This window comes from Coprococcus sp. AM97-35 (genome assembly GCF_027697525.1).
Classification (GTDB): domain Bacteria; phylum Bacillota; class Clostridia; order Lachnospirales; family Lachnospiraceae; genus Allocoprococcus; species Allocoprococcus comes.
Genome location: NZ_JAQESL010000035.1, coordinates 1 through 11,747, shown reverse-complemented (window position 1 = coordinate 11,747; position 11,747 = coordinate 1). Strand labels below are relative to the sequence as shown.

The following is an 11,747-nucleotide window of genomic DNA, read 5'->3' as shown; positions in this document are numbered from 1 at the left end:
TGGGAATTTCTTTATATAGAAAAATATAATAAAGGAAGTCAAAAAATAATGTTTTGGTGTACAGAACAGGATTTTTTGATTTTAGAAAGAAACACTTATCAAATTAGAATGCAGGCGTGTAAATGAGAAAATACATAACAAAAGCAAGTGAAAGAATAGGGGTAGAGAGTACATCCAGGGATGGAAAGAGGGCACAAGTTGTAAGTTATAGTACTTGTGAAAATTTTATAATCAGATTTTGTGATGGGAAAGAAATGAAGTTAAAAAATTGGAGATACTTTATTGAGGGAAACTTCAACTATGAAAAACATTTTAAAGCTCCAAGAAATAGAGAAGAGCGAATTGGCGAGAAAAAGGTAATGAATAATGGATTGACTGCTGAGGTTATTGAATACAGGGGGAGTCATGATATGGATATTTTGTTTGAAGATGGCGGAAAAAGAACGGGAGTATCCTGGCGGGATTTTTGTATCGGTAGTATTGCACATCCTACAATTTCTGGAGGAAATGTATCACAAAATGAATTGGTATTAAGATTTTATTTAGAGTCATTGGGGTTTGTTCGAATTCCACAACGTTCAAAGCGTTCTGACAGAGTTGGTTTAGAAGGGAAAGAGCTTGATTTATATAATGATAAGCTGAAAATAGCGATTGAGTATGATGGTGAATATTCTCATACTAAAAATAAAGATGATGAAGGAAAGAATAAAATAGTTGAAAAGTTGGGAATAAAACTTTATCGTTTTAGAGAACCGGGATGTTCTGGTGTTAGTGGAAGAAACTATATTTTAGAGGATAGTAGATTTATGTCAGCTTCATTGGAATGTTGCCTGAAAAGTTTTGTCAGAGATGTTCTCAAAAAGGATGATAAGTTTATAAACTTTGAGAAAGATAAACGTACAATAAAGGAATATGTATCAAATAATAAACGTGCAACGATTCATTTATATGAAAAGAAAAAAATGAATAATGGTATGGTTGCAGAAATCATTAAAATGTCTAGTTGTCGAAATATCACTGTACAGTTCGAGGATGGAGAAATTGTATATCATAAATGTTATCAAAGTTTTGTTAAAGGAAATATTTCACATCCCAAAGATACAAGTCTGGCAAAAAAGAATCAAAGATTAAATTTACGAAAACAAATGAAGAACGGGATGATGGCAGAAGTGATTGAATATAATTTGAGTAATGATATCAAAGTGAAGTTTGATAATGGAGAAATAGTAAAAACAAGATGGGAAAGATTTAGTACAGGTAGTGTAGCAGTGCCTTCCTGTTATGCAAGAAATCATATAGGGGATAAAAAAATTCAAAACAGAGGTAATGAGGAGGCGGAGATTATTGAAGTAAAAGATGCAAATCATATCACCGTTAAATTTAAAGATGGCACTATTGTGAAAGATAGAAAATATGAGGATTTTATTCACGGAGCTATAGGTAAACCTGGGATTCCGCAACTGAGGCGTACTTTGAAAAATGAACGGTTATGGACAGAGAAGATAATGAGAAATGGAATGAAAGCTAAAATAGTTAGATATGGTTCTGCAAATGATATTGATATTAAGTTTTCAAATGGAACAATAGTTATGCATAAAACATATGCAAATTTCTGCTCTGGAAGTGTGGCATGTAAATAATGAGGAAAACAATTCGCAAATGTGCTCACTTGAGTCAGGAAGTGCTGATGAGAATATAGAAACAATGAAAGCGTATATGTGTAAGCAACGAGGAATGCACCTTGGTTCGAAGATTTCCAGAGAAGAAATTACAAAAAAAGTAAATCAGAGCAAATATGAAAAATACTGCTATATAACCAATAGGCTTAGCAGGGAATAATTCCCTCTGGGTCTTTTTTAATATTCCTCGAAAATTGAGAATTACATATATTCAATTCTTTGTATTAGGTATATATTTTGAAAAGTTGTCCGGTTATACTGAAAATATCAAAAGGCAGAACTGTTAGAATGAGGTGAGCAGATGGATACGGCACAGAGAATAAGGTTAATTCGGATAATTGAAAAAATAGAGAAGAACCCAGAATTCAGTAGTAAAATCGGTGTGAGAAATACATCTGAGTTTATATCAAGTAAACAATCAAAAAAATGAATGATTCAAATCATAACAGGAGTCAGAAGGAGTAGAATATGTTATCGTTACTATTTACTATATGCATGATCTGGTTTATTGGAAAATTTTTTATATTTGGTGTAAAAGCATCCTGGGGAATCTTAAAGTTGCTCTGTACAGTTGTATTTTTTCCGGTGATTTTGATAGGAATGGTTGTTGGTGGACTGATTTATATTGCATTTCCATTGTTGATCATCGGCGGAATCATTGCACTTATATCATCTAACTCATAAAAATACGAGGAGGGAAGAAATTATGGGATATGATATAGAAAAAGAGAAACGAGAAGCGATTGAAGCAGGACAACGAGCGTTAAGTAGTCTTCGGACAGCAAAAGAAAACCTGAACAGTGCAAAAAATTGGGGACTGGTGGATATGTTTGGCGGTGGATTCTTTTCTACGATGTTGAAACACTCCAAGATGGATCAGGCCAGACAAAATATGGAACAGGCGAAATATGATCTTCGTAATTTCAGTAGGGAATTAAATGATGTGAACATGGCTTGTAATCTGAACATCAATACTGGAGATTTCTTATCCTTTGCAGATTATTTTTTTGATGGATTTGTTGTGGATTGGATGGTGCAGGATCGAATCAATAATGCCAGACATCAGGTGGAAGAAGCTATCCGCAGAACGGAATACATCATAAACCAGTTACAGTATATGTAAAGGAAAGAGGCAGTGGACCATAAATAGGTTCGCTGCCTTGTTTTTCATACTTATTTCTGTTTCTTTTTTTCTTCTCTGAGCAATTCGATGTTTAGTCCCTGCTCTCCGGCTGTTTTATCAACCCAGAGATTCAGGGAATCTATTGCCAGAGAAATTTCATCCAGTTTGTTACTGATAAAAGCAAAATCCTTGATCTCATCATCGCTGATCTTACCGTCACGGGCAATCTGGATCAGACGTGTGGTAAGAGGATTAATCTCATTCAGACTGGCAATGGTTTCCAGGATTATATTGGATAAATCAGAAACTTCGACCTCCGGGACATAACGATGACCGATTTCGCATTTATGAGAGCAGTAATAATTGCAGAGATCCGGGCGCTTGTAAGCATCAGCCATCTGGATGATATCGTAAGGTGTGGGTTCCTGCATTTCATATTCAAACTTTTCAATTTTAGAATCAGAAACAGCAGTCATTTTTTCACTGGCTTCTGATCTGGTGAGACCGGCTTTTTCCCGGCAAATCTGATAAATTGTCTTATTTTCTCTCGTAGATTGTTTCCCCATGAGAATAACCTCCCTGTATATCGCGAACATGAGGATTATCAGGCATTAAGTCCACATGCTGTGCGTGTATTTCCTTTATAGATTTTATTATACTTGAAGCATCAGTAAACAACAAGATTATAAATGGATAGGAAGCCAGAAAGACTACTGGTTGCTGAAAATCAGTATAAAGAATTCAAAAAGTCAGGGAAAAAACCAAGTGATTTTTGCAAGGAAAATCTTAGAATGTCTGACGTAAAATCATATGATTACGTGTTTAATTATTTTTCTAATTCCGGGATTCTTGTGGAAGCAATAAAAGAGTATCATAGAACAGCTAAGATTCCAAAAGATGAATATACGCTGCTCGATTTGTTAAAATAAAAAAATTGCCTGGTTCAGAAAATAAAAGATAATTCAAGATGCGGAAACCCTTAAAAAATCAAGGACTTTCGCACTTTTTTGTTTACAGAAAAATAATTTTGTAATCGCATACGCCAAATAGCAGAACACTAAGACGGAATCAATACACATGCACAATATCCGCTGGCAGGTTGAAAACAGTAGATGGTCAAAGTCTTGTCGATTTCCGGACTATAATCCTGCAGGATATGTTTGTTGCCGTTTAATGCTACATCCGCATAAGTAACAAGCCATTTTTTATCCCCATTTTCAAAGACTTCATAAAAGGAATGATTCAACATTTCTGAAACGGGAACGCCCTCAACAACAGCCATTTCATCATTACAGTAACGGAATACAAAGTCTACACCATGTCCCTCCGCATCAAATACAAGTTCAATAATACAAAAAGCAAGTGGCATATCATTGAGAAAGCTACAGCTATCAAATAATTGAAGTGAGCTGTCTTCTGAAACCTCCGAATAGTTCTGCACATTTAAACCAAGTGCCTTACGGATTTGTTTGTGCTGACTCAGATTACGTTTTCTTCCTTGAAAGACAGCACCATCAGTCATTGTATAAAGTCCTTCGTCGGATATATGAACAATTTGATTTTTTCGAAGAACAACGCCTTTTGAGATGTTTAGAAAATCTTCTTCTGGCAAGTAAAGCATAAGTTCTTTTATCGGGATTGTAGTTGCAAAGCTCTCTCCCGAGGAAAGCGTAATGATTGTGTGAGGATTCTGTCTGGTAAGGTAAAAAATATCTGAAATTTTGATATTTTTTCGTTCGAAATATAGTGGAACATTATAACACATAGATATTAATTTTTTAACTTGCCTTTTGAGAGAGGAGAAAATTCTTTTTTCAAAGGGCTTTTTCTATTTATGCGGATATTCGTAACTACAAGACAAAAAATAGATTTGCGAATGAAAAGTGTGCTATAGTTATAAAAGATAAATCAGAAGAAGTCAGGAGGAAGAATGCAATGAAAGACGAAAAATCTAAAATAACAGCAGTTGCCATTGAAAAAATGATTGATTTTTATCAGGGGAATTTGAGAGATATCGAACATTTCCTGAAAGTATGGGCGTATGCAAAGACGATAGGGGAGCAGGAAGGTGTGGATGAAAACACACAGGGAATTCTTGAACTTGCAGCTGTGGTGCATGATATATCCTGTCCGCTTTGCCGTGAAAAATATGGAAACACAAATGGTAAAAATCAGGAACTTGAAAGTGAACCGTTGGTAAAGGAGTTTTTTGAAGGAATGCCTGTATCAGAACAGAAAGTGGAGCGTATTATCTGGCTGGTCACACATCATCATACATACACCAATATAGATGGGATTGATTATCAGATTTTAATAGAGGCAGATTTTCTTGTAAATGCAAGTGAGAGTAATTTTTCAAAAGTGTCGATTGAAAATGCGAAATGCCGTATTTTTAAGACGGCAGCGGGATGCAGATTGTTGGAATCAATATTTTTAAGAGAAGAATAATAAAAAGCATTATATTGGAGAATAATTTATGGCACAATCAAAACAGGATGAACTATACAAAGCACTGCAACAGAAAGGCTATCCGGACAGCCTTTGCAGGGAAATTGCTTATAAACAGATGAACACAGATTATACAGCAACAAGAATGCTCGGCTATCTGTACCGCATATCAGATCCGCGACCGGAAGATGTGGTGGATGAGATGCTGGCAATTCTAAGCGATCGGAATGCAATTATCCAGAAAAAAGAATTGGAACATGCGCAGGCAACGATCAATAAGGTGTATCGCGAAGGTCTGTAAAAGGTGATCAGATTAAATATACGGATGAAAACAGGGGAAAAGAAATGCTGAATGTAATAGAAATCAAAGACTTTAATGCGCCGGAATTGGATATTTATGCCAGGTACACAGAAGCACGGCTTCTGAATAAAGATCACCCAGAAGAGGGAATGTTCATTGCGGAAAGTCCGAAGGTGATCGGCAGAGCATTGGATGCGGGTTATGAGCCACTGTCTGTTCTTGTTGAAAAGAAGCAGATGGAAGAGAATGAAGAAACAAGTCAGATTATGAACAGATTTGATGATACGAAAGTATCGATTTTTACAGCGGATTTTGAGGTGCTGACTAAATTGACAGGCTTCAAACTGACCAGAGGAATGCTTTGCGCAATGAGACGGAAACCGCTTCGAAAATTTCAGGATCTGTGTGATGGGATAAACAGAATCGCGATTCTTGAAAATGTGCAGAATCCGACAAATGTAGGAGCAATTTTCCGGTCTGCAGCGGCTCTTAATATGGAGGCGGTACTTCTGAGTCCGGGATGCAGTGATCCGCTTTACAGACGGGCTTCCAGGGTGAGTATGGGAACCGTATTTCAGATTCCGTGGACATTTATCCGGGATAGCAATGAAATGCGGTGCAAGCGGGAAGTAATCTGGCCAAAACAGGCGATTGCAGAATTGAAAAAGCTTGGCTATAAGACGGCAGCACTTGCGCTGACTGATGATTCGGTCAGCATCGATGATTCGGAACTGATGAAGGAAGAAAAGTTGGCAGTTATTCTTGGAAATGAAGGTGAAGGACTGGAAAACGAGACAATAGCGTTATGTGATTATACGGTTAAAATTCCGATGACACATGGCGTTGATTCGCTGAATGTGGCAGCGGCGAGTGCGGTGGCATTCTGGCAGCTTGGGAAAATAATTCTGTAATGGTAACCGTATTGTATCAGATGACACGAAGGAGGAAAGAGATTTGACAGAACGTTTTCAGAAGATTGATGCAGCAATCGTAGAGTCGAATGCAAAAACGTAGAATTTACACCTTTGGAAGATATGATATTTTTACAGTACTGCTGTCAGAAGGAGATACAACCATAACATTATTGTGTGAAAGAGTAAATTCCACCGCCCAGTTTTGTAAATTGTTGAAAGAAATATATTGTTATATGATTACGTAAGTGATATACTTAAGCATAAGAAAATCGTGTAAAATTACAGTTTGCTTTTTACACGGTTTTCTTTATACTAGATGGTTAGTTAAAACTAACATGATGAAAGTATGAAAGATTATAGAATAACATATATTAGGTATTAGGCAATATAATCAATAAGCTATAGAACTAATACTATACCGCTGAAGATAATTATTTTTGCCAATGAATTTTTTCGAGCATATATGGAAGGAAAATATAATGCGAATAAATATTTTTGAAGGTATACTGATTCCGTTTGTTGGAACAACGCTAGGTGCAGCATGCGTGTTTTTTATGAGAAAAACACTTAGCAAGTTACTGCAACGTGCACTTGCAGGGTTTGCAGCAGGTATAATGATTGCGGCTTCAATCTGGAGTCTTCTGATTCCGGCAATTAAACAATCTGAAAATATGGGAACTTTATCGTTTGTTCCGGCAGTTGCTGGGTTCTGGATTGGTATATTGTTTTTACTTGCACTTGATCATTTGATTCCGCATCTTCATGTTGGAAGTGATCAGGCAGAGGGACCGAAAAGCAAACTTGGCCGTACTACGATGATGGTGTTGGCAGTTACATTACATAACATCCCTGAAGGTATGGCAGTTGGTGTAATGTATGCTGGATTTCTTGCTGAAAATGCACAGATTACAGCAACAAGTGCACTTGCTTTATCACTTGGAATTGCTATCCAGAATTTTCCAGAAGGAGCGATTATATCCATGCCGCTTAGGGCAGAGGGTGAAAGTAAAAGAAAGGCATTTCTGGGAGGTGTACTTTCAGGAGTCGTTGAACCGATTGGAGCAGTAATGACGATTCTTGTCGCACAGCTGGTAATCCCGGCATTACCATATTTACTCAGCTTTGCAGCAGGAGCCATGTTATATGTCGTGGTTGAAGAACTAATTCCGGAAATGTCTCAGGGACAGAACTCGAATATCGGTACGCTTTTCTTTGCACTTGGATTTAGTTTGATGATGATCTTGGATGTGGCACTGGGGTAAGAGGAGAGGAATGATTCTTATGAGAATATTGATTTATGGTGCTGGTGTGATCGGCTCCTTGTATGCAGCTTTATTTGCAGAAGCCGGTTATGATACAAGTATTTATGCCAGAGGAAAAAGATTTGAGGCTTTAAGAAATAATGGATTGCTATATAAGAAAAATCAGGAAGTAATAAAGGCAGAAATTAGGATTCTTGGAGAACTACCAAACGATGATATTTATGATTTTGTCTTGCTTACTGTCCGGGAAAACCAGCTGTATGAAGCACTTACTGAATTGAAAAATAATAAAAGTAATACGATTGTTACAATGATAAATTCACTGGACAGTTACAATAAATGGGAAGACATTGTCGGAAAAGGAAGAATATTACCGGCTTTTCCAGGAGCAGGCGGAAGTATAAATGATGATGGTATCCTTGATGCAGCACTCACTCCAAGGTTGATTCAGCCGACAACATTTGCAGAAATATCAGGAAATAAATCCGAAAGAACTAAGCAGTTTTCAGAGATATTGAGGCATGCTCATATACCATACCAGAAAGTAACGGATATGCATCTATGGCAGCTTTGTCATCTTGCTATGGTGGTACCGATTGCGGATGCGTATTATGAATCAGACGATCCGGAGAAAGTGGAAAAAGAATGGAAAATTATGAGGAAAACAGCGGAAAGGCTGAAAAGAAATTTTAACTTTTTGCGAAAACAAAAGGGTAAACTGTCACCATGGAAAATGAATATTTTTCGCTTTTTGCCATTGTCATTTCTGACGATTATGCTGGCAGTTACATTTGGAAGTAGTTTTGGAGATAAATTTATGTATCAACATGCTATGAAGGCACCAGATGAAATGAGGGAATTGCATAAGCAGTTTTATGCTTATATGAAAAAAATGAAGAAATGCGGATGCAAGGCGAAAAAGGCACAGTGATTGGAGAAAAAAGCATGAAAAATGAAGAATATAAAAAATTGTCAATTAAAGAGTTTACAAAAGCAGCAGGAAGATATGAAAGTAGCCATGCTGGTATTTACGAAATGTGCAAGAAGGATTATCCGGATATTCTGGAAGAATTAGAGAAGGAGCCATTTAGAGATTTATTGGATGCAGGCTGCGGACCTGCTCCGATGATTTCTTTATTAGTAGAAAAATATCCAGACCGACATTATACAGGACTGGATCTGACTCCTGCCATGATTGAACAGGCAAAAAAGAAAAATATTTCAAATGCAACATTTGTTGTAGGAGACTGTGAGAACTTTCCTTTTGAAAAGGATTCATTTGATGCAATTATTTGTTCTATGAGCTTCCATCATTATCCGGATCCACAGGCATTTTTTGACAGTGTGAAAAGATGTCTTCGCCCAAATGGAAGATTGATACTGAGAGATGTGACCAGTGACAATAAAGTATTGGTATGGCTAATGAATACATTGGAAATGCCGTTGGCAAATATATGCGGACATGGAGATGTCCAAGTGCCAACAAGAGATGTGGTCATAAAATGTTGCAAAAAAGCAGGATTAAAAGTAGAAAAATTTGAAATTCGTAAAGGTATGCGAATGCATTGTGTCGTGAGAAAACCTATGGGAAAGGCGATAGGAAATGAAAGATAAGTATCTTAGGGAAACACGAATGGTTGATTTTTCTAATCCGGCAATTCAAAAACTTATTCAAAATATGAAATGGAAGGAAATGGGTGAATTTGAAAGGATTAAGGCAATCTACAACTATGTAAGAGATGATGTTTTATTTGGATATAATATTGATGACGGAATTTCAGCTTCAAAAGTACTTGCAGATGGTTATGGACAATGTAATACAAAAGGAACTTTATTTATGGCACTTTTACGTGCCTGCAATATTCCATGCAGAGTACATGGTTTTACGATTGATAAAAGATTGCAGAAAGGGGCTATGACCGGGTTTGTTTACCGTAATGCTCCAAAAAGTATTTTCCATAGCTGGGTAGAAATTAATTTCGAAAATCAGTGGTACGAACTGGAAGCTTTCATTTTGGATAAAACCTACATAAAGAAGTTACAGGAACAAAATTCGGAATGTACAGGTGCATTTTGCGGTTATGGAGTAGCAGTCAAGGATTTCAGAAATCTCATTATTGAGTTTGATAGGAACAATACTTATATTCAGAGCGAGGGAATCAATCAGGATTTTGGTGTTTATGATTGTCCAGATGAACTGTTGAAGGAACATCATCAAGAAATTTCAGCCTTTAAAGCATTTGCTTATAGACATATTGGAAGACACCTCATGAATCGTAATGTCAGGAAGATTAGAGAACGATAGTTTTAAGCTTTTAGATACCGTTGTCCGTATGAATGGTTTTCATGCATTTCCGGACAAGCAAAAAGCATTTCATGAAATATGGCGTGTTTTGAAACCGGGCGGCAATTTCATTGCCTGCTTTTATATCAGGGGAAAATCGCAACGGACAGACTGGCTGGTATAAGAGAAGGTACTGTTATTGCTGCCCTTCTGGTAGGCTTTATCGCCAGACTCATCGGTAAGAAACTTGCATTCCTGAAAGATATGATTTTTATGATGCGGAGATTATCCAGATGACAGCAGGGACCACCGGATACACACCGGAATTCGTTAAGAAAAACGAGGAGATCATGACAAACAGCCTTCTTTATGATCTGGTCAATCAGATGTATCTGAATACAGACAGACAGGATGAAGCGCCGAAGGATAAAATTTTCGAGGCAGAATGCCAGGTTGTACGCAATCTTGCGAAAAAAGGCAATTGCGTGATAGTAGGTCGTTGTGCAGATTACGTTCTCAGAAATTCCGGAAACTGTTTGAAAGTATTTTTTTCAGCACCTCTTGTGAGCAGAATTAGAAGAGTGGCACAGAGACAGAATATCTCTGAGGGAGAAGCCAAAGCTACGGTTCAGAAAAATGAAAAACTGCGTGCAGATAACTATCGCTATTACACCCGACGTATGTGGGATGCAGCCGGAAACTTTGATCTCAGCCTGAATACAGATTTTGGAGAAGAATTTATTGAGAACTGCATCCGCAGTGCTATGAAACTGTAAAAATACAGAAAGCCTTATAATATTTGTTGTCAATGATATAGACCCTTAAGGAATCGTCAATCTAAAAATTGGTCCTATGTCAATCTAAACCCTCAAAAAGACATCCCCTCAAAAACTTTGATTACCCCCAAATTGGAAGGAAAGATAATATACATAATCATTTTCCACACCAACGATTCCTTTTTCCATTTCCGTGATAGGAATCCCTGACAACCCGTCTTTTCCATAGATTAGAGCCATTAATCCCTGCTCAGAGTCTGAAGGGATAGCAGTCTTGCCTTCTATTGTCGAAGCTGAATGAATCTGAATCGGAATCTTCCCTTTTATCTGGCTTGCACTTCTGCCATAATATTCTCTGTTTTCTATATTTTCTAAAATAGGAAAATCCGTAGAATATTTTGCATAATCATCTGTTACAATTAATTTTACCTTAAAAGATTCAAAATCCGGCACAACAGCAATGACGCCTCTGGAAGGGGAATCGATTCCGTCATAGTCCAAATCAGCCACTTTACTTTTACTGATCAGTGTCCCAGACTGATATTCAGATACATAAATGGTGAGTGTTTTAAATTCATCTTTTGTAAAATAATGAAAAAGATATGCGCCGTCTGTTCCGGATAATAATTCTGCTGTTTTCATCTCAGTACTTGTCTGATCAATTGCGGTAATATAATTTTTTGGCTGTATCAGTTTGTGAAAGAATAAAGTGCCAAGGATCGCAGAGACAATTACTGCAAAAACAGTTACTACAGCAAGAATTGTTTTTAAATTTTTTTGTTTCTTTTTACTCTCTTTTGTAATCTGAATAAGATTGCTGTCTGATTTTTCAATTACATTTTCAGCACCGATATCTTCACCTGCAAGAAATTCATTAATGCTGATTCTAAGTATGCTGCACAATTCCATATAAATTGACACGTCCGGCAGGCATATGCCAGTTTCCCTTAGTTAAAGATA

Annotated in this window: 17 protein-coding genes and 1 pseudogene; 14 read left to right on the top strand and 4 right to left on the bottom strand. The window is 36.9% G+C overall.

The window, feature by feature from the left end; translation table 11 throughout:
• Window positions 1-122: 122 nt before the first annotated feature.
• The 3 genes from PG840_RS15245 to PG840_RS15235 all read left to right on the top strand — a co-directional run bounded on the left by PG840_RS15245 (window position 123) and on the right by PG840_RS15235 (window position 2,802).
• The gene (locus tag PG840_RS15245; protein WP_117824752.1) at window positions 123-1,640 is read left to right on the top strand and encodes a hypothetical protein; all 1,518 of its coding nucleotides are present in this window, start codon (window positions 123-125) and stop codon (window positions 1,638-1,640) included.
• 507 nt (window positions 1,641-2,147) lie between these two features.
• Window positions 2,148-2,363 carry a hypothetical protein gene (locus tag PG840_RS15240; RefSeq protein ID WP_055248899.1) on the top strand — a complete coding sequence of 72 codons (216 nt, stop codon included), beginning with the start codon at window positions 2,148-2,150 and terminating at the stop codon, window positions 2,361-2,363.
• Window positions 2,364-2,385: 22 nt separating this feature from the next.
• Window positions 2,386-2,802 (top strand): hypothetical protein, encoded by a 417-nt coding sequence (locus PG840_RS15235; protein WP_008369083.1) that lies wholly within the window; start codon window positions 2,386-2,388, stop codon window positions 2,800-2,802.
• A gap of 50 nt (window positions 2,803-2,852) precedes the next feature.
• Here the strand turns inward: PG840_RS15235 and PG840_RS15230 are convergent, their stop codons facing one another.
• Window positions 2,853-3,368 carry a helix-turn-helix domain-containing protein gene (locus PG840_RS15230; RefSeq protein ID WP_044998574.1) on the bottom strand — a complete coding sequence of 172 codons (516 nt, stop codon included), beginning with the start codon at window positions 3,366-3,368 and terminating at the stop codon, window positions 2,853-2,855.
• 123 nt (window positions 3,369-3,491) lie between these two features.
• Here PG840_RS15230 and PG840_RS15225 point away from each other — a divergent pair, with 123 nt between their 5' ends.
• Window positions 3,492-3,731 (top strand): hypothetical protein, encoded by a 240-nt coding sequence (locus tag PG840_RS15225; protein ID WP_270613831.1) that lies wholly within the window; start codon window positions 3,492-3,494, stop codon window positions 3,729-3,731.
• A gap of 128 nt (window positions 3,732-3,859) precedes the next feature.
• Here PG840_RS15225 and PG840_RS15220 read toward each other — a convergent pair whose 3' ends face one another.
• Together PG840_RS15220 and PG840_RS17045 are read right to left on the bottom strand one after the other, a co-directional pair.
• The gene (locus PG840_RS15220; protein WP_270613830.1) at window positions 3,860-4,324 is read right to left on the bottom strand and encodes a hypothetical protein; all 465 of its coding nucleotides are present in this window, start codon (window positions 4,322-4,324) and stop codon (window positions 3,860-3,862) included.
• Window positions 4,325-4,345: 21 nt separating this feature from the next.
• Window positions 4,346-4,567 (bottom strand): annotated as a pseudogene (locus PG840_RS17045) (LytTR family transcriptional regulator DNA-binding domain-containing protein); the annotation flags it as partial.
• 170 nt (window positions 4,568-4,737) lie between these two features.
• Here PG840_RS17045 and PG840_RS15215 point away from each other — a divergent pair.
• From PG840_RS15215 to PG840_RS15175, 10 genes are all read left to right on the top strand, one after another.
• On the top strand, window positions 4,738-5,250 hold the full coding sequence (locus PG840_RS15215) for an HD domain-containing protein (RefSeq protein ID WP_270613829.1): 513 nt from the start codon (window positions 4,738-4,740) through the stop codon (window positions 5,248-5,250).
• Between the two features lie 28 nt (window positions 5,251-5,278).
• A complete protein-coding gene (locus tag PG840_RS15210) occupies window positions 5,279-5,551 on the top strand; it encodes a hypothetical protein (protein WP_008369091.1) in 273 nt (90 codons plus the stop codon).
• A 44-nt stretch (window positions 5,552-5,595) separates the two neighbouring features.
• Window positions 5,596-6,462 (top strand): TrmH family RNA methyltransferase, encoded by an 867-nt coding sequence (locus PG840_RS15205; RefSeq protein WP_008369093.1) that lies wholly within the window; start codon window positions 5,596-5,598, stop codon window positions 6,460-6,462.
• 482 nt (window positions 6,463-6,944) lie between these two features.
• Window positions 6,945-7,727 carry a ZIP family metal transporter gene (locus PG840_RS15200; RefSeq protein ID WP_270613828.1) on the top strand — a complete coding sequence of 261 codons (783 nt, stop codon included), beginning with the start codon at window positions 6,945-6,947 and terminating at the stop codon, window positions 7,725-7,727.
• A 19-nt stretch (window positions 7,728-7,746) separates the two neighbouring features.
• Window positions 7,747-8,658 (top strand): ketopantoate reductase family protein, encoded by a 912-nt coding sequence (locus tag PG840_RS15195; RefSeq protein ID WP_270613827.1) that lies wholly within the window; start codon window positions 7,747-7,749, stop codon window positions 8,656-8,658.
• A 14-nt stretch (window positions 8,659-8,672) separates the two neighbouring features.
• Window positions 8,673-9,341, top strand: a complete 669-nt coding sequence (locus tag PG840_RS15190) for a class I SAM-dependent methyltransferase (RefSeq protein ID WP_270540957.1) — start codon at window positions 8,673-8,675, stop codon at window positions 9,339-9,341.
• Window positions 9,331-10,032, top strand: coding sequence for a transglutaminase-like domain-containing protein (locus PG840_RS15185; protein ID WP_015527132.1), 702 nt, complete (start codon window positions 9,331-9,333; stop codon window positions 10,030-10,032). The genes PG840_RS15190 and PG840_RS15185 overlap by 11 nt, the downstream gene beginning before the upstream one ends.
• Window positions 10,007-10,195: a class I SAM-dependent methyltransferase gene (locus tag PG840_RS16965; protein ID WP_278414589.1), complete on the top strand. Its 189-nt coding sequence runs from the start codon at window positions 10,007-10,009 to the stop codon at window positions 10,193-10,195. The genes PG840_RS15185 and PG840_RS16965 overlap by 26 nt, the downstream gene beginning before the upstream one ends.
• Window positions 10,111-10,308: a hypothetical protein gene (locus PG840_RS15180; protein ID WP_243014419.1), complete on the top strand. Its 198-nt coding sequence runs from the start codon at window positions 10,111-10,113 to the stop codon at window positions 10,306-10,308. The genes PG840_RS16965 and PG840_RS15180 overlap by 85 nt, the downstream gene beginning before the upstream one ends.
• Window positions 10,305-10,787 (top strand): cytidylate kinase-like family protein, encoded by a 483-nt coding sequence (locus PG840_RS15175; protein WP_270613826.1) that lies wholly within the window; start codon window positions 10,305-10,307, stop codon window positions 10,785-10,787. The genes PG840_RS15180 and PG840_RS15175 overlap by 4 nt, the downstream gene beginning before the upstream one ends.
• 108 nt (window positions 10,788-10,895) lie before the next feature.
• Here the strand turns inward: PG840_RS15175 and PG840_RS15170 are convergent, their stop codons facing one another.
• Complete coding sequence (locus PG840_RS15170; RefSeq protein ID WP_270613825.1) at window positions 10,896-11,696, bottom strand: transcriptional regulator; 801 nt, start codon at window positions 11,694-11,696, stop codon at window positions 10,896-10,898.
• Between the last annotated feature and the right edge of the window lie 51 nt (window positions 11,697-11,747).

What these genes read in the sequence shown, in the direction of transcription:
- PG840_RS15235 (WP_008369083.1), top strand. Translation starts at nt 2,386, where the DNA reads ATGGGATATGATATAGAAAAAGAGAAACGAGAAGCGATTGAAGCAGGA.
- PG840_RS15195 (WP_270613827.1), top strand. Translation starts at nt 7,747, where the DNA reads ATGAGAATATTGATTTATGGTGCTGGTGTGATCGGCTCCTTGTATGCA.
- PG840_RS15215 (WP_270613829.1), top strand. Translation starts at nt 4,738, where the DNA reads ATGAAAGACGAAAAATCTAAAATAACAGCAGTTGCCATTGAAAAAATG.
- PG840_RS15225 (WP_270613831.1), top strand. Translation starts at nt 3,492, where the DNA reads ATGGATAGGAAGCCAGAAAGACTACTGGTTGCTGAAAATCAGTATAAA.
- PG840_RS15190 (WP_270540957.1), top strand. Translation starts at nt 8,673, where the DNA reads ATGAAAAATGAAGAATATAAAAAATTGTCAATTAAAGAGTTTACAAAA.
- PG840_RS15245 (WP_117824752.1), top strand. Translation starts at nt 123, where the DNA reads ATGAGAAAATACATAACAAAAGCAAGTGAAAGAATAGGGGTAGAGAGT.
- PG840_RS15170 (WP_270613825.1), bottom strand. Translation starts at nt 11,696, where the DNA reads ATGGAATTGTGCAGCATACTTAGAATCAGCATTAATGAATTTCTTGCA.
- PG840_RS15230 (WP_044998574.1), bottom strand. Translation starts at nt 3,368, where the DNA reads ATGGGGAAACAATCTACGAGAGAAAATAAGACAATTTATCAGATTTGC.
- PG840_RS15175 (WP_270613826.1), top strand. Translation starts at nt 10,305, where the DNA reads ATGACAGCAGGGACCACCGGATACACACCGGAATTCGTTAAGAAAAAC.
- PG840_RS15220 (WP_270613830.1), bottom strand. Translation starts at nt 4,324, where the DNA reads ATGACTGATGGTGCTGTCTTTCAAGGAAGAAAACGTAATCTGAGTCAG.
- PG840_RS15240 (WP_055248899.1), top strand. Translation starts at nt 2,148, where the DNA reads ATGTTATCGTTACTATTTACTATATGCATGATCTGGTTTATTGGAAAA.
- PG840_RS15210 (WP_008369091.1), top strand. Translation starts at nt 5,279, where the DNA reads ATGGCACAATCAAAACAGGATGAACTATACAAAGCACTGCAACAGAAA.
- PG840_RS15205 (WP_008369093.1), top strand. Translation starts at nt 5,596, where the DNA reads ATGCTGAATGTAATAGAAATCAAAGACTTTAATGCGCCGGAATTGGAT.
- PG840_RS15180 (WP_243014419.1), top strand. Translation starts at nt 10,111, where the DNA reads ATGGCGTGTTTTGAAACCGGGCGGCAATTTCATTGCCTGCTTTTATAT.
- PG840_RS15185 (WP_015527132.1), top strand. Translation starts at nt 9,331, where the DNA reads ATGAAAGATAAGTATCTTAGGGAAACACGAATGGTTGATTTTTCTAAT.
- PG840_RS16965 (WP_278414589.1), top strand. Translation starts at nt 10,007, where the DNA reads ATGTCAGGAAGATTAGAGAACGATAGTTTTAAGCTTTTAGATACCGTT.
- PG840_RS15200 (WP_270613828.1), top strand. Translation starts at nt 6,945, where the DNA reads ATGCGAATAAATATTTTTGAAGGTATACTGATTCCGTTTGTTGGAACA.